The sequence below is a fragment of the Nonomuraea rosea genome, assembly GCF_039539705.1.
GTDB lineage: Bacteria > Actinomycetota > Actinomycetes > Streptosporangiales > Streptosporangiaceae > Nonomuraea > Nonomuraea rosea.
Genome location: NZ_BAABDQ010000023.1, coordinates 208,274 through 222,553 on the forward strand (window position 1 = coordinate 208,274; position 14,280 = coordinate 222,553).

Annotated in this window: 18 protein-coding genes and 1 pseudogene; 6 read left to right on the top strand and 13 right to left on the bottom strand. The window is 69.9% G+C overall.

Annotated elements, in window-relative coordinates; translation table 11 throughout:
* The first annotated feature begins 69 nt into the window (after positions 1-69).
* The 3 genes from ABEA43_RS40725 (at position 70) to ABEA43_RS40735 (ending at position 1,660) form a co-directional block, all read left to right on the top strand.
* Positions 70-498 (top strand): VOC family protein, encoded by a 429-nt coding sequence (locus tag ABEA43_RS40725; protein ID WP_345570640.1) that lies wholly within the window; start codon positions 70-72, stop codon positions 496-498.
* Positions 491-1,081 carry a dihydrofolate reductase family protein gene (locus ABEA43_RS40730; protein WP_345570642.1) on the top strand — a complete coding sequence of 197 codons (591 nt, stop codon included), beginning with the start codon at positions 491-493 and terminating at the stop codon, positions 1,079-1,081. The genes ABEA43_RS40725 and ABEA43_RS40730 overlap by 8 nt, the downstream gene beginning before the upstream one ends.
* 375 nt (positions 1,082-1,456) lie before the next feature.
* Positions 1,457-1,660: a hypothetical protein gene (locus ABEA43_RS40735; protein WP_345570644.1), complete on the top strand. Its 204-nt coding sequence runs from the start codon at positions 1,457-1,459 to the stop codon at positions 1,658-1,660.
* A gap of 29 nt (positions 1,661-1,689) precedes the next feature.
* On the opposite strand, the gene ABEA43_RS40740 is transcribed toward ABEA43_RS40735, so the two are convergent.
* From ABEA43_RS40740 to ABEA43_RS40755, 4 genes are all read right to left on the bottom strand, one after another.
* A complete protein-coding gene (locus tag ABEA43_RS40740) occupies positions 1,690-2,982 on the bottom strand; it encodes a cytochrome P450 (RefSeq protein ID WP_345570646.1) in 1,293 nt (430 codons plus the stop codon).
* Between the two features lie 299 nt (positions 2,983-3,281).
* Positions 3,282-4,022 (bottom strand): ABC transporter permease, encoded by a 741-nt coding sequence (locus tag ABEA43_RS40745; protein ID WP_345570647.1) that lies wholly within the window; start codon positions 4,020-4,022, stop codon positions 3,282-3,284.
* Complete coding sequence (locus ABEA43_RS40750; RefSeq protein WP_345570649.1) at positions 4,015-4,896, bottom strand: ABC transporter ATP-binding protein; 882 nt, start codon at positions 4,894-4,896, stop codon at positions 4,015-4,017. The genes ABEA43_RS40745 and ABEA43_RS40750 overlap by 8 nt, the downstream gene beginning before the upstream one ends.
* Positions 4,897-4,948: 52 nt before the next feature.
* The gene (locus tag ABEA43_RS40755; protein ID WP_345570651.1) at positions 4,949-5,326 is read right to left on the bottom strand and encodes a DUF6069 family protein; all 378 of its coding nucleotides are present in this window, start codon (positions 5,324-5,326) and stop codon (positions 4,949-4,951) included.
* A gap of 131 nt (positions 5,327-5,457) precedes the next feature.
* Here ABEA43_RS40755 and ABEA43_RS40760 point away from each other — a divergent pair, with 131 nt between their 5' ends.
* Together ABEA43_RS40760 and ABEA43_RS40765 are read left to right on the top strand one after the other, a co-directional pair.
* Positions 5,458-6,588, top strand: coding sequence for a sensor histidine kinase (locus tag ABEA43_RS40760; RefSeq protein WP_345570653.1), 1,131 nt, complete (start codon positions 5,458-5,460; stop codon positions 6,586-6,588).
* On the top strand, positions 6,576-7,229 hold the full coding sequence (locus tag ABEA43_RS40765; protein ID WP_345570655.1) for a response regulator: 654 nt from the start codon (positions 6,576-6,578) through the stop codon (positions 7,227-7,229). The genes ABEA43_RS40760 and ABEA43_RS40765 overlap by 13 nt, the downstream gene beginning before the upstream one ends.
* A gap of 57 nt (positions 7,230-7,286) precedes the next feature.
* Here ABEA43_RS40765 and ABEA43_RS40770 read toward each other — a convergent pair.
* Positions 7,287-7,679 (bottom strand): annotated as a pseudogene (locus ABEA43_RS40770) (serine/threonine-protein kinase); the annotation flags it as partial.
* A gap of 119 nt (positions 7,680-7,798) precedes the next feature.
* Between ABEA43_RS40770 and ABEA43_RS40775 the strand changes: the two are divergent.
* Complete coding sequence (locus tag ABEA43_RS40775) at positions 7,799-8,077, top strand: hypothetical protein (RefSeq protein ID WP_345570656.1); 279 nt, start codon at positions 7,799-7,801, stop codon at positions 8,075-8,077.
* Positions 8,078-8,118: 41 nt separating this feature from the next.
* Here ABEA43_RS40775 and ABEA43_RS40780 read toward each other — a convergent pair whose 3' ends face one another.
* The 8 genes from ABEA43_RS40780 to ABEA43_RS40815 all read right to left on the bottom strand — a co-directional run bounded on the left by ABEA43_RS40780 (position 8,119) and on the right by ABEA43_RS40815 (position 13,985).
* A complete protein-coding gene (locus tag ABEA43_RS40780; RefSeq protein WP_345570669.1) occupies positions 8,119-8,346 on the bottom strand; it encodes an MmyB family transcriptional regulator in 228 nt (75 codons plus the stop codon).
* Positions 8,346-8,606, bottom strand: coding sequence for a hypothetical protein (locus ABEA43_RS68695; protein ID WP_345570657.1), 261 nt, complete (start codon positions 8,604-8,606; stop codon positions 8,346-8,348). Before ABEA43_RS68695 ends, ABEA43_RS40780 begins: the two co-directional genes overlap by 1 nt.
* A 159-nt stretch (positions 8,607-8,765) precedes the next feature.
* Positions 8,766-9,413, bottom strand: coding sequence for a MarC family protein (locus ABEA43_RS40790; RefSeq protein WP_345570658.1), 648 nt, complete (start codon positions 9,411-9,413; stop codon positions 8,766-8,768).
* 105 nt (positions 9,414-9,518) lie between these two features.
* Positions 9,519-9,983: a threonine/serine exporter family protein gene (locus ABEA43_RS40795; protein WP_345570659.1), complete on the bottom strand. Its 465-nt coding sequence runs from the start codon at positions 9,981-9,983 to the stop codon at positions 9,519-9,521.
* Complete coding sequence (locus tag ABEA43_RS40800) at positions 9,980-11,239, bottom strand: arginine deiminase (RefSeq protein WP_345570660.1); 1,260 nt, start codon at positions 11,237-11,239, stop codon at positions 9,980-9,982. The genes ABEA43_RS40795 and ABEA43_RS40800 overlap by 4 nt, the downstream gene beginning before the upstream one ends.
* Before the next feature lie 143 nt (positions 11,240-11,382).
* Entirely contained in the window at positions 11,383-11,727 is a 345-nt protein-coding gene (locus ABEA43_RS40805) for a DUF1801 domain-containing protein (RefSeq protein ID WP_345570661.1), read from the bottom strand.
* 111 nt (positions 11,728-11,838) lie between these two features.
* On the bottom strand, positions 11,839-12,441 hold the full coding sequence (locus ABEA43_RS40810) for a dihydrofolate reductase family protein (protein ID WP_345570662.1): 603 nt from the start codon (positions 12,439-12,441) through the stop codon (positions 11,839-11,841).
* Positions 12,442-12,698: 257 nt separating this feature from the next.
* The gene (locus tag ABEA43_RS40815) at positions 12,699-13,985 is read right to left on the bottom strand and encodes an alpha/beta hydrolase family protein (protein WP_345570663.1); all 1,287 of its coding nucleotides are present in this window, start codon (positions 13,983-13,985) and stop codon (positions 12,699-12,701) included.
* Between the last annotated feature and the right edge of the window lie 295 nt (positions 13,986-14,280).

Sequence of the window (14,280 nt, forward strand, 5' to 3'; positions counted from 1 at the left end):
CCCAGAAATGTGGGATACCCGCGAAAACGCGGGCGCGGGAGGCTGGTCGCACGGAATGGAGGAACCACGATGCGGACGTTGCACATAGGGCTGCGGGTGACCGACCGCAAGGATTCGCTGGCGTTCTATGAGGCCATCGGTTACGAGGTCGTCGGGTGCGTGCCCGAGACGCCGATCGGGCATCTCACCATGCTCAAGCTGCCTGACGACGAGTTCGTGACCGTCGAGCTCGTTCACGACGCCAAGCCGGTCGTACGCGGCACCGATGTGAGCCATCTCGTCGTCAAGGTCGAGTCGATGGCGGACACGCTGGAGGCCCTCGCCTCACAGGGGATCGAGCCTGCCGGCCCTGGTCACGAAAGTGCGGACGGTCTGAAGACGGCGTTCGTCGCCGACCCGGACGGCCGCAGGATCGAGCTCGTCCAGTGGCCTCCTGGCCACGCCGACGGCATGACCGCGGCCGATCTGCCGCCTAGGAAGGATGACTCCGATGGGTGACGCGCCGATCCGTCTGTACATGGCCATGTCCGTCGACGGCTTCATCGCCGGACCGGACGACCGCAAGGGCCAGGAGCTGGGACGCGGGGGCGGGCGGTTGTTCAACTGGCTTGACGAGCGGATGTCCGCCGGGGTCGATGGGCAGGTGTACCGCGAGGCTCTGGCCACCGGCGCCGTGATCTCGGGGCGCCGCACGTTCGAGCTGGCGGGCAGGTGGCAGGGCGATCATCATGACGGCGTGCCGATCCACGTGCTGACCCACCACGTCGAGGCGGGTGACGTGCCACCTGGCAGCGCGAAGTTCTACACCGACGTCAACGCGTGTGCCGCCGAAGCCCGGGAAGCCGCGCAAGACCGTGCGGTGCTGGTGCACGGCGCGGGTGCCGCGCAGGCGCTGCTGGCGGCCGGCCAGCTCGACGAACTCGAGCTGCACCTCGTCCCCGTGCTGCTGGGAGGGGGCCGTCGGCTGTTCGAGGCCACGGGACTCGATCCCGTCGAGCTGGAGCTTGTGCGCAGGCTCGAAGGCAGCGACGCCACACATCTGCGCTACCGGGTAGTCCATCGAGGAGGAGCCCAGGCATGACCTCCGGTCTGCCAGCTTCTTCGACCGGGGGCACCTGTCCGAATAAGAAACTTCACCAGTCTCAAGAGCGTTGACGTGCTCCTTTTCGGACACCTACCGTCACGGAAACATCCTGCGGAGTGCCCTCCGTCACCCCCGAAAAGAAGTGGCGAGCGGACGTGGCGCGGAGAAGACGGACGGTACTGCTCTCGTTGACGACTGCCTTCATCCTCTCGGGAGGGATCATGGCAGTCCCCGCCCAGGCCGAGGAGCCCACCCCCGGCGCGCCGGCCGAGGTCGCCGGGGCGGGTGCTCAGGTCGTGAGGTCGCCGGACGGGAATCTGCGGGTCGCGATCACCACTGTGGACGGCCGCCTCACCTACAGCGTGAACGGTCATGGCAAGGCTCTCGTCGGCGCGTCAGGGCTCGGCGTGGATCTCACAGGACGCCCCAGCCACGCCCTGGCGTACTTTGACCGTGGGCGAGCGCCCCGGCGACCTGGGCCTCCGCTACGCCAACGCCATGGGCACCACCGACAACGGCAACGTCAATCTGGACTCCATCAACCTCGACCCCGATCCCGGCGTCATCCACCGATGACCCGCACTCGGCCGCGTGTCCGTGGCGGCTCAGCCGAACGACCGATCTTCAGCCGGTTCCATGAGGGTCAGCGCGCCCGCCGGCTTGAGCAGCCCGCCGAACTCCGGGTCGCCGTGCCGTACCTGGAGACGGTAGTCGCGCGCCAGCAGCGACGTCAGCGCCATGAGCTGGATCTTGGCCAGCGGGGAGCCGGGACAGCCGCGCGGGCCCGCGCCAAACGGGAGGTAGCGGCCGCGTTTGGGCGCCTGGTGCCAGCGTTGCGGTGAGAACGACTCCGGGTCGTCCCACCAGCGGGGATCGCGGTGGATGAGGTAGGTGCAGACCATCACCTGCTGGCCGGTGTCCAGGAGGTAGGGCCCCAGCTGAGTGGGACGCAACGCCGTACGGCTGAGCATCCACTGGGGCGGATGGAGGCGCAGCACCTCGCGCAGGAAGGCGTCGGCGAGCGGGAGGGCGCGCGCGCCGACGGCCTGGCCGATCGAGAGGGGTCCGGCCGCCTCGCCGGCGATCTCCGCTGCGAGTTCCGGGCGCTCGGCCAGCCGGAGGGTGAGCCAGGAGGAGGCGGCGCCGGGGACGCCGGGCGCGGTGAAGACCACCAGGCGCGCCGCCGCCGCGACGTCGGCGTCGTTGTCGCTGATGCGGAGCAGCTCGTCGAGCAGGTCGCGTGGGTGGGGCGGCGGGGTGGCGGCGCGGCGGCCGGCGATCTCCTCCTTGATCAGGGCGCGCAGGGCCTCGTTTTCCTGGATGGCCTTCTTGGCGGCCGGGCGCGGGAGCCAGCGGACGCGGACTTCGCCGATCTCCAGGATCTTCAGGATTCCGTAGAAGGCGGAGAGGGAGGCGTCCGCGATCTCGGTGACGCGGGAGTCCCGGGTGCCGCCGCCGAAGCAGAACCAGGCCGTGGCCGTGCCGCAGATCGCGGTGGTGGTGGTGAACAGGTCGGTGGAACGGCCCGCGTGGGCGCGGAGCTGGTCGCTCAGCGTGGCCACCTGGCGGTCGATGTGCTCCTGCGTGAGATGGTTGACCATCGCGCGGCTGGCCAGCCGGCGGCGGCGCATCACGACGGGGAGGCGGGCCTCCTGCGCGGCTCGCGCCCGGCGGCTGACCACGATCGCGTTGTCGAGCATGTACGTGTCGTTGGTCTGCGTGAAGATCTGCTGGGCGGCATCGGGGTCGAGGACGACGACGGCGTGGGGAGCCAGGCGGATGATGTCGCCGTAGTCCGCCTGGTTGGTACGCAGCCAGGACATGCGGTCGCGCTCGTAGGCGGGAAGCTGGCCGACCAGCCACTGTCCGCGAGGGCCTGGGATTCCGGTCTCGGTCATACCCACCTCGGGGGAGCGTGGTGGGGCGGCGCGCGGCCGCCCCAGGGGACGTCAGTCGTTACTGCACTCCACGTGGGCATAGACGCCGTTGGCCCGGGCACGACCCAGCCGTCCTACCAAGATCCGGAAATAGCGTCGCATGATGCACCTCCTTCACTTTTGGATCACAATTTCGACCTTAAGTCATCTTTTTGGACAACAAAAGGGCCCGTTCAGGCCGAGTGCGAGGTCCGCAGCCTCACTCGTCGTCGCGATGACGGCGGCATCGACCGTCCCGGACGTAACTGCCGGGAAACGGATCACGAGAAACGGCGGCCCTCGTCCCGGCGGTAGGCCCAGGTGGCGGCGGCCGCGGCGAGAACGGTCCAGGCGGCGAAGGCGGCCAGGGAGACGGGAGAGGGGGTGCGGCCCGCCACCGCGGCCCACATGAGTTCGATCGCGCCCCGGCTGGGCACGAACGGCGCCAGGGACTGCACGAAACCCGGCATGACCTCCAGCGGTACCAGCAGCCCGCCCAGCGCCGCGATCGGGAAGTACGCCACCTGCGACACCGCGATCGCCGCCTTGGACGACACCGCGTACCCGATGAACAGACCCATCAGCATGAACGGCACCGAGCCCAGCAACAGCGCGCCGATGCCCAGCGCCAGGCGGAGCGGGGAGATGGCGGCGGCGGTGAGGAAGGCCGAGATGAGCAGGACCGGCACCACCGACAGCAGCATGCCGGCCATCGTGGTCAGGATGCGGCCGGCGAAGCGGGGCAGCGGGCCTGCGGGCAGCGTACGCAGGTAGGGGTCCCAGGGCTGCTCGCGGTCCTGTGCCACGCTGATGCTCAGCCCGATCAGCGCCGCCGACATGGCGCCGAACAGCATCATCCCGGCCGTCGCCGACGTGGCGCTCGCCGGATCGGCGCCGCTGAAGGGCACCACGAACGCCAGCATCGCGGCCGCGGGGAAGAACGCGCTCGCCACCAGCGCGATCGGGACGCGGAGCTGCTGCAGGAACTGGTAGCGGGTGTGGGTGAGGATGAGATCAGGCACGTGCCTCCTCCTTGGAGGTGATGGTGATGAAGGCCTCTTCCAGCGAGGCCGGCCGCACCTCAAGGTCGGCGAAGGCCGTCCCGGCGCGTACCAGCTCGGTGACCAGCAGGTCGGAATCGGTGGTGACCAGGTGCACCCGGCCGTCCTCGATCGAGCTCCGCAGAATCCCGGGCAGATCCGGTACGGCCGGCGCCGCGAAGGAGACCCGCCGCATGCCCACCATGTCGCGCACGGCCCGCACGGTGCCGTCAGCCAGCACCCGGCCCCGGCCGATCACCACCACCCGTCGCGCCAGCGCCTCGATCTCCTCCAGGTAGTGGCTGGTCAGCACCACGGTGCCGCCGTCGGCGTGGAAGCTCCTGATCCCTTCCCACAGGGTTCGCCTGGCCTCCACGTCCAGCCCGGTGGTGGGCTCGTCGAGGAACACCAGCCGCGGCCGGCCCGCGAACGCCAGCGCCACCGCCAGCCGCCGCCGCTGCCCGCCGGACAGTCCCCCGACCTGCCGCCTGACCAGGTCGCCGAGGCCGAACCTGGCCAGCAGCTCCGCCGTACCGTAGCGCTCGGGGAAGTGCGCGGAGACGAAGTCGACGATCTCTCCGACACGCAGCGACTCCGGCAGCCCGGTCTCCTGGGGGGTCACGCCGATGCCGCGCCGCAGGGCGGGGTCCAGTGGCGAGCCGCCGAACAGCTCCACCGTGCCCGACGTCGGCCGGCGCAGCCCTGCGAAGAGGTTGATGAGGGTGGACTTGCCGGCGCCGTTCGGGCCGAGCAGCCCGACCAGCTCGCCCGCGCTGATGTCGAGCGAGACGCGGTCGAGCGCGAGCACGTCACCGTAGCGGCGGGCGGCCTCGATCGCTCTGACGAGGACGGTCATGTCATGTCTCCTGCGCGCGGGTGCGAATGGCGATGAGCGGGCTCGGGCGGGTTCATCGCCGTGCCAGCCCCAGGACGAGGACGGTGCCGACGGCCAGGTGCATCAGGACCAGCACCAGCGTCGTGGCGATGCCGACGGCGCTGCCGAGCGGCCCGAGCAGGGACAGGACGAGTACGGCCAGGGCGACGATCGTCCAGATCCGGCCGGGCCGGGACGCGAACCGCTCCAGAATGGCAAGCAGCGCCCAGCCCGCCAGCCCGACCAGCAGGCTCACCACCAGGACCGATCCCGGTTCGACCGGCTGCGTGCCGGCGCCCATGCGCACGGTCAGAGTGTTTCCGGCGATCGGCACGGCCAGGGCCCAGACGGCCAGAGCGGCCGCGGGGGCGCCGACGACGGTGAGCAGGATTCGCTGGGCTGAGGTGTTCATGCCGGTCAGCTTCGCCCGCTCGCCCGGTCCGCCGCATCGGGCGCGCGGTCACCCGGTGTTCTCCTCCGGTGGGGTACGGGTCCTCCTTTGGTAGGTGATGGCGCCTGCGAACCGGCGATTACCCTGACCAGGTGAGCAAGACCCGACCCTCGTACCCGATCGCGGTGGCCGGCGTGGTCCTCGGGATGGGCGGCCTGACCGCCTTAACGCTGTGGGGCCTGGCCGGCGGGCCCACGTGGGGGCTGGACGTCGTCGTCGCGGCGGTGAGCCTGGTCGCGGCGCTCGCCCAGCTGCGGTGGCCGACCTCGGGAGCACTGGCCGCCACCCTCCTGGCCACCCTGTCCCCCGTGGCCACTCCGGCGGCGACGATGGGGGCGCTGCAGGTGGCCCAGCGCAGGCGCTTCCCCGTCGCGGCGGCGGTGGCGGCCGCGGGCGTCGCGGCCCACGTGGTCCAAGGGCTGTGGCGGCCGAGCTCCGGCATCTCCCAGCAATGGTGGTTACTGCTGATCTGCGCCTCCTACGGCGCGCTGATCGGCTGGGGCGCGCTGGCCCGCTCCCGCCGCGCCCTGCTCTTCTCCCTGCATGAACGTGCCCACCGCGCCGAAGCCGAGCAGGGCAGGCGGGTCGCCGAGGCCCGCATGGCCGAACGCCGCCGGCTCGCCAGGGAGATGCACGACGTGCTGGCCCACCGCCTGTCCCTGGTGGCCACCCACGCCGGGGCACTGGAATACCGCCCGGACTCCTCCCCCGAGAAGCTCGCCCGGGCCGCCGGGGTGATCCGCACCGGGGTCCACCAGGCGCTGGAGGAGCTCCGCCAGGTGATCAGCCTGCTGCACGAGCAGGACGACCACCTGGACGAGCTGGAACCCCTGCCGGCGCTGGCCGACCTGCCCGGCCTGATCGCGGACGCACGGGAGGCCGGCCAGGAGGTACGCCTCCACGAGGAAGTCACCGACGACGGCGCCTTTCCGCAGGCCGCGTCCCGGACCGCCTACCGCGTCGTCCAGGAAGGGCTCACCAACGCCCGCAAACACGCCCCCGGCCGGCCGGTGGAGGTGCTGCTGCGCGGCGCTCCCGGCACGCCCCTGCTGATCGACATCCGCAACCCGCTGGCCCCGGCGGGCACCGCCCCACTCGCGCCCGGCAGCGGCCTCGGCCTGGTCGGGCTCACCGAGCGGGTACGGCTGGCCGGCGGGCAACTGGATCACCACAACGCTGAAGGAGAGTTCCGGCTGCAGGCCCGGCTACCATGGCCCGCGTGATCCGCGTATTACTGGTCGACGACGATGCCCTGGTCCGCGCGGGGCTGTCCATGATGCTGGACGGTGCCGCCGGCATCACGGTCGTCGGCGAGGCGGCCGACGGCCAGGAGGCGATCACGGCCACCGACGCCCACGCCCCCGACGTCGTCCTGATGGACCTGCGGATGCCGCGTGTGGACGGCATCACCGCCACCCGCCGGCTGCGCGCCCGTGCCCGCCCGCCCGAGGTGATCGTGCTGACCACGTTCGACACCGACGAGAACGTCCTGCACGCCCTCCGCGCGGGCGCTGCCGGATTCCTGCTGAAGGACACCCCGCCGCCGCGGATCGTGGAGGCGGTCACCCGGGTCGCCGCGGGCGATCCGATCCTGTCGCCGCGCATCACCCGGCGATTGATGGAGCGCACCGTCGCGCAGGCCGGCGCCTATGAGCGGGCCCGCGCCGCGCTGGCCGCCCTCACCCCACGCGAGCACGAGGTGGCCCTGGCGATCGCGCGCGGCCGGACGAACGCCGACATCGCCGCGGACCTGGCCATGGGCATCACGACCGTGAAGGCGCACGTCTCCAGCATCCTCACCAAGCTCGGCATGGACAACCGCACCCAGATCGCGATCCTCGCCCACGACGCGGGTCTGACCTGACCAGCTAGGACGTCGGCCTGGGTGCTTGTGCAGGCAGCCGTGCACGAGGTCGCGTAACCCACCCGGCAGTGCGCTCAGGTCGGGCTCGTTGTTGAGCACGCGGTGCATCAGGGCGACCGGGTGCCCCTCGCCGAAGGGTCGCCCGCCTGCCGCGTAGCACAGCACCGCGCCGAAGGCGAAGATGTCGGCGGCCGGTGTGACGGCGAAGCCGCTGATCTGCTCGGGCGCCATGAACCCCGGCGTGCCGATCGCGGCGCCTGTCCTGGTGGAGGCGGTGCCGTCGAGGGCGCGGGCGATGCCGAAGTCGATGACGCGCGGGCCGTCGTCTGCCAGCAGGACGTTGGCCGGTTTGAGGTCGCGGTGGACGACACCCGCGCGATGCACCGCGGACAGCGCCTCCGCCAGGCCCGCGCTCAGCACGCGTAATGAGCGCTCGGGCAGAGGGCCGTGACGAGTGAGCGCGTTGGCCGGCGATCGGCACCCGCACCATCCGCGGTCCGCAGGTTTATGACGGGTGCCCCTAGGATGACCCTGACACCAGGCGCATCAAGCGGCATGAACGGGAAGCCATGGCAGCGGAGTTCGCGATCGGTGAGTACATCCTGGTGCAAGACGGCAGGACCTTCGAAATCTTCCATTGCCTGACGGATGCCAAGAGGTACCACGTGGCGTTCCTCGGAGTGGACGCGAAACCGCACGGTGACGGCTTCAAGGTCACGATCGGCACCAGGTACCAGGACCGGATCATCAACGGGGTGTCGCTGAAGATGGATCAGCAGCGGTTCGCGCATTTCCAGGACTTCATGGCCGCGGCCATTGAGGCGCGCGACGGCACGAACGTCCAATAGCGGCCGCCTCGTCGAGCGCTAAGGCAGAGATGGATCTCATGTCACGGGCGGCCCAGCAACGAGGTGACACGCTGTAGATCATCTTGGCTCGCGGGTACCATCAGCAGGTCCCGGTGCTCGACCAGGCGAAGTTGAAACATCTCCAGGTCGAGCCGACCGATCTGGGGGTGATCGATCTTGACGGTCGCGGGTCTGAAGTCGCGGATGGGGTACTCCGCCCACCACTCCCGGAATTCCGGGCTGGCGTCGGTCAGCTCTGCCAGCAGCATCACGAATCGCGGGTCGTCTCGTGCACAGCTCGCTCAATGGCGCCGGCGCCCATTCCGGAATCCCCTGCTACGAGAGCAAGTCGCGGATCGAAGAGCACATTCACGCGCTCAAGCTTCCGGCGACCATCCTGCGTCCGGTTTCTTTCATGGAGAATTTCGCCACCTACAATCGCCCGGCGCTCATCGACGGCGAGCTGGTGGTCAACCTCGCCGTACGACCAGAGCTTCCGATGCAGCGGCCAGCTGGCCCAGATGTTCACGTTCTTCGACGAGCATCCCTCCGAGTTGTCCGACCTCTCCGCGCTGCGGGCGGAGCACCCGGGACTGATGCGGCTGGAGACCTGGTTGTGGACGACAGGCTGGAAACCCTGAGCGCATGAAGCGGCGGCGCTGCTCCTGGTCGGACGAGCGTGCGCCGGTCAGCGGTCGAGGCGGTCGGCGACCAGGTCGGTGAAGCCGTTGGCGAGCAGGATGACGGCGATGGCGGTGAGCAGGATGCCGGCCACCCGGTCGAGGAGCATGGCGCCCTTGAAGGAGATGCGGCGCTGGACGTGGCCGGCGGCGTACATGGTGATGCCGGTGACGGCGGCGAAGACCAGCGTGGCGATCGACAGGAAGAGCTTGTCCCTGGGGCCGTCGGCTTCCGCGGCGGCCGCGACGCAGAAGGCGAAGGTGGTACCGCCCACCGTGAGCGGGAAGGTCACCGGCGTGAATAGCACCGACTGGACGTTCGCCGGCGGCTCGGGGGCCTGGTCAGCCGGTTTGTTCAGCTCCTCGACGGCCCCGGCCTTGCCGAGCATCAGCGGGATGGCGGCGAAGGCGAGGGCGATGCCTCCGGTGGCGGTGAGCGCGGCTGTGCTGATGCCCAGCAGCTTCAGCAGCGGCTCACCGACCCAGAGCGCGACCAGGACGAACACGGCGACGTTGAGGGCCAGGCCAAGGGACAGCCGGATGATCTGCGCCCCATCGAAGGTCCGCACGATGGGCAGGTAGGAGGCGAGCGCGGCGACCGGGCTGTAGAGGCCGAACAGCGCCAGGAACAGGACGAGAGCCGGGTGGCTGGTCATCGGGACGCCCGGCAGGTGGTGATCATGCGTTTCCCCCGGTCCGCAGCTGATGTCGCGGATCGGGTACCCGGGCCTTTCTCCAGGAAAACGGGCTGTTTGTGCAAGTTAGTATCCGCGGGTACGGCGAGAGGCGGGCCTGATCCGGCGGGACACGTCGCGCCTTCGGACCGCGCGCAGCGCCTCCGCGCCCAGGATGACGCCCGTGCCGATGCCCGAGGCGATCGACAGCGCCTCCACCAGGTTGCGCATCCCGGCCGGCAGGTCGCCGAGGCTGAGCTTGAGCATGCCCGATAGAGCGCCGAGCCGGGCAGCAGCGCGACCCCCGCGCCGGGCGACAGCCCGGCGACCACCAGCCACCCGGGATAGACCGCGTCCCGTCGGTTCACCGTCGGGGACGTGCGACAGCGTGATCGTGGACAGGTTCACGTCCGTCTCGACCTGGCGCAGGCCATACGCCCGCAGGATCGTCCGCATCGCGCCCGTGACGTTCTCGGTCGCCTCGCCGCTGGCCGGCAGCAGCTCGCCGACACGCAGCGACAGGCTGATGGCGCGGTCGGCCTGCTCGGTCAAACGCCGTCGCGCTCGATGGGGCAGGTCATGCAGTGCGCGCCGCCCCGGCCCTTGCCCAGCTCGAAGCCTTCGATCTCGAGGACCTCCACGCCGTGCTCACGCAGCTTGCGGTTGGTGAACTGGTTCTTGTGGTAGCCGATCACCACGCCGGGCGAGAGAGCGAAGAAGTTGTTGCCCGAGTCCCACTGCTCGCGAGCCATCTGGAAGTCGTCGCCGCCGGTCGGGATGACGTCCAGCGCGGTCAGGCCGAGCGCCTCCTCCAGAGCGCCGACGAAGCTGCGGTCGCGGTGCACCTCCAGCGTGCCCTCCTTGTCGCCCGGCCGCAGCGAGTAGCTGGCGGCGGCGTCCAGGAACGGCGGGTAAGCCGTGGCCTTGTCCACGTCCAGGAAGGTGAAGACGGTGTCGAGGTGCATGTAGGAGCGGCTCTTCGGGACGTTGACCGCGATCAGCCGCTCGGCCGCGCCGGAAGCGAACAGTGACAGCGCGATGTGCTCGATCGTGCGGGGGTTGGTGCGCTCGCTCATGCCGATGGCCACCGTGCCGTGGCCGATGGGCATCATGTCGCCGCCCTCCATGGCCGCGTTGCCGTAGGACTCCTCGTTGAAACGCTCGTCGTCGCCCGCGAACGGGTACCAGAACGAGAAGTCCTCATGGGCGAACATCGGGTGGTGGTGGTAGATCGTGGACTGGTTCATGGTCTCCAGCAGGCGGGCGTGCCAGAACATCGGGTTGAGCGACACTCCGCCGTACAGCCACGCAGACGGGTCGCGCTGATAGAGCGAGTTCGGCAGCGGCGGCAGCAGGAACGCCCGGGGATCCCCTGACGCCGCGACCAGCGAGCGGGTGTCCAATTCCGCGATGCCGAACTCCTCCTTGGTCAGGCCGCCGATCAGGTGGGTGGCGAGCTTCTCGCCGCTCCACCCGGACAGCGTCTCCCGGACGGCGTCGACCAGTGACGGGCCCACGGTCAGATGGGTGACGGCCTGCTCCAGGGCGTGCTGCTTGGCCTCGAACCCGGCGTCCAGCGCCTCGGCCAGCAGTTTCTGGTGATAGAAGACCTCGACGCCGCGCTCGCGCATCACCGCCACGAACGCGTCGTGCTCCTTCTGCGCCTGCTCGACCCAGAGGATGTCATCGAACAGCAGCCCGTCGTTGTTGGCGGGGGTGAGCCGTTTCAGGCTGAGCTCCGGCCGATGCACGATCACCTTGCGCAGCGTCCCGACCTCGGAGTGGACGCCCAGATCAAGGTCGTTCATTTCCGCTCCCCCATCGCGCGGGCCAATAAGGCAGAGGGCATCATTCCTCCCCCTACCTGCCGCCAATCCCGACATGTCGAAGCTTTGCCGACTCGAGTGGCGTCTTTGGCGGGTGAATGCGGGTCGGTGCCCGGCCGGGCACCCTACAGGGCGATCGCGGTCTTCTCCAGGATCTCGGCAAGTGCCTTGTAGTCAACCTCCTGCCCTTCTTCGATGTCGGCGCACTTGCGCTCCCCCTTGCCCATCGCTCGGATGAAGCCCTTGACCGCGGGGATGCCCGTGGCGTTGAACACCATGAAGGAGACCTTGCCCCGGGCGACCGCTATGACGGCCGCGTGCTGCCCGTTCTTGAGGAAGTGCGGCTTGCCGTATTGAAGCCGCTCTTCGACGGCGGGAACCGTTTCGTGGATCATCGCGCGCAACTTCTCGCAGACCGTCTGCTGCCATGGTGCGGTGTCGCTGATGTACTGGGCGACTTCGTCGTTCATGCTGTTTCTCCCAAATGTCGGTTCATGAAGGTCGCGATGACCGCCTTACCACAGACGGCACAGAGAGCCGGGGCGCCGATCGCTGTCATCGCCACCACCGCGGCTGAGGCCTCATCCCTCGGCGTTCTCCGTCGCTGCGCGCCGCGCCGCCGCGGGATCCATGATCCCTTCGCCGGTCGGTTCGTAGGTGAGAGCCACGACTCCCGAGGTGAAGGCCTGGGAGCCGGTCAGGCGCAGGACCGTGGTGTCCACCGACTCGTCGAACAGGCGCGCGCCCTTGCCGGCGACGACCGGGTAGGTGACCAGGCGCAGCTCGTCGAGGAGCTGCTCGCGCAGCAGCCATCGGACGAGGGCGGCGCTGCCGAAGATCAGGATGTCGCCCTCGATCTCCTTCTTGAGCTGTGCGATCCGCTGGGCAGGGTTTTCAGTGATGACGGTGGTGTTGTTCCAGTCGCCCTTGTCCAGGGTCGTCGTGACGACGTACTTGGGCAGGGAGTTCATCCGGTCGGCGTAGCCGGCCTCGTCGGTCATGCTCGGCCAGGCCGCGGCGAAGCCGTCGTAGGTGACCCGGCCGAGCAGCAGCGCGTCGGCGGCACGGATCTGGCCGAGGCCGACGGCCATGGCGTCCGGGCTGACGAACTGGAAGGTCCACTCATGCGGGTTCTCGATGACACCGTCGACGGTGGTGAAGACGGACAGCACGACTCGTCCCATGATGGTGCTCCATTCTCCGGCGTTCTCGCTGGTGCGGTCATCATTGCGAAGCGGGACCGTGTGGACATCCGGGGCGAACACCTATTCCACCACTCAAAGGATCACGCACGCCTCCCAGCCGGGGCATGATGCGGCCGTGGCTGTCGCGTACCCAGGGGCTGTGTCCAAGCGTGAGGCAGAGGTGCTGGCCCTGGTCGGCGCGCAGCTGTCCAACGCGGGGATCGCCGCTGGACCGCGGGGAAAGTCCCCTTCAGCCCTTAGTCGATGAAGTCGATGTTCGGGTGCCGCGGTGATTCGCCGTCGAACAGGTGCCGGTCCCGTCCGCGAAGGTGCAGATCGAAGAACGCGCCGATGTAGTCCCGTTGCGCGGCCAGCGAACGACGGGGGTCGATGGTGCCGATGAGCGCCGCACGCTTCTCCGGCGCCACGCGTGCGCCGAGCTGCGGCACGATGATCTGCAGATCGCTGTAGGCCATGTGGGTGCTGCCGCCGCGCAGGAGCAGGTCCCGCTTCCAGCCGCGCTGGCCGGCCCAGAAGTCCGCCCAGCTGCGGTCGAATTCGGGATGCCGGTGCGTGTGCTCGAGCCGTTTCCCGTTCTCGTCGACGCCCTCGGCGCCCATCAGGAGGAACGGCCGGTCCAGGCCGCGTTTCGCGACTTCGCCCGGCACGTAAGGACTTCCCGGGGGATAGCCGACGGCGGTCGCCAGCGCGCCGTCCAGGTTGATCCCGGCGTCGACACGGCGATCGTGGACCATCGTCTCGCCCGCGGTGAACCCGCCGTAGGAGTGCCCGTACGCGCCGACCCGGGACAGGTCGAGCGACCGGCCGAGCCCGCGCGGGAGCGGCCGCTTCCCCGCGTCGGGGTTCTCGCCCCGGGTGATCTTCGTGAGCTGGTCGAGGACGAACCGGCTGTCGGCCACCCGGGCGTCGAGCGCCTTCTTCTCGAAATCGGAGCCTTCGTCCCCGGACACCGCGAGTTCGAGCCGCCCGCCGGGAAACTCGACCGCCACGCTCTCGTAGGTGTGCGAGAGCGAGACGACCACGTAGCCGTGGCTCGCCAGATCGTCGACGATCGCCGTGTACGTCTCTCGCGGGCTGCCGAAGGCGGGCGAGAAGAGCGCGACCGGCTTCGGCGCGCCGTGCGCCACGGGGACGCCGGTCTCGGCCCTTCGCTTCGCCGATGCCCAGTCGATGGAGCCAGGCGGGAGATCGAGGTAGTCCTCGCCCGCCAGCGCCTGGTCGATGACGGTGCTCATGCCGGGTGTGAGCCACGGTGCCCGCGGGCCCCCGGCTAACCGGTCCGCGGGGTAGGTGACGGTGACCATGAGTTCCCGGCGCCGTTCCGGTTTCCACGGATCGGGGCGGGACGGGTCGACGAGGTGGAGGTCGGTGGTGCCGACGTCGTACTGGCCGGTGAGGGCCGGCGCGGTGAGCTTGGCCTGCTCCGCCGCCACGGCGGGAGCGGTCGCGGTGAGCCCGCCCGCGAGCGCGAGGCCCGCGATCAGCGCCGAACCCCGCACCACCCTGGTGTGTCTCGATGACACTGCTGGGGTCCTTCCGGATCGGGGCGGCCCAGCGGCCGCCTGCTTCCGACTCTGACAGCGCCCCTGCACTAGGCACATCCTCCTTCGGATGGAGCCGTGCTCCTCCCCGTGAAGGGCACGGCCGGGCGACCGCCTCAGGGTGCGGCGCCACCTTGCCGGCCGCGCGGGCCTCAGCCGAGGCTTTCGAGCGCGGCGGCGGCACGGCCGCGCTCGTCCTCGTCGCCGGTCTCGGCGGCGATCGCCAGCGCCAGCCGGTGCCGCTGCGCCGCCTCGCCGTCACGGCCCATGGTGCGCA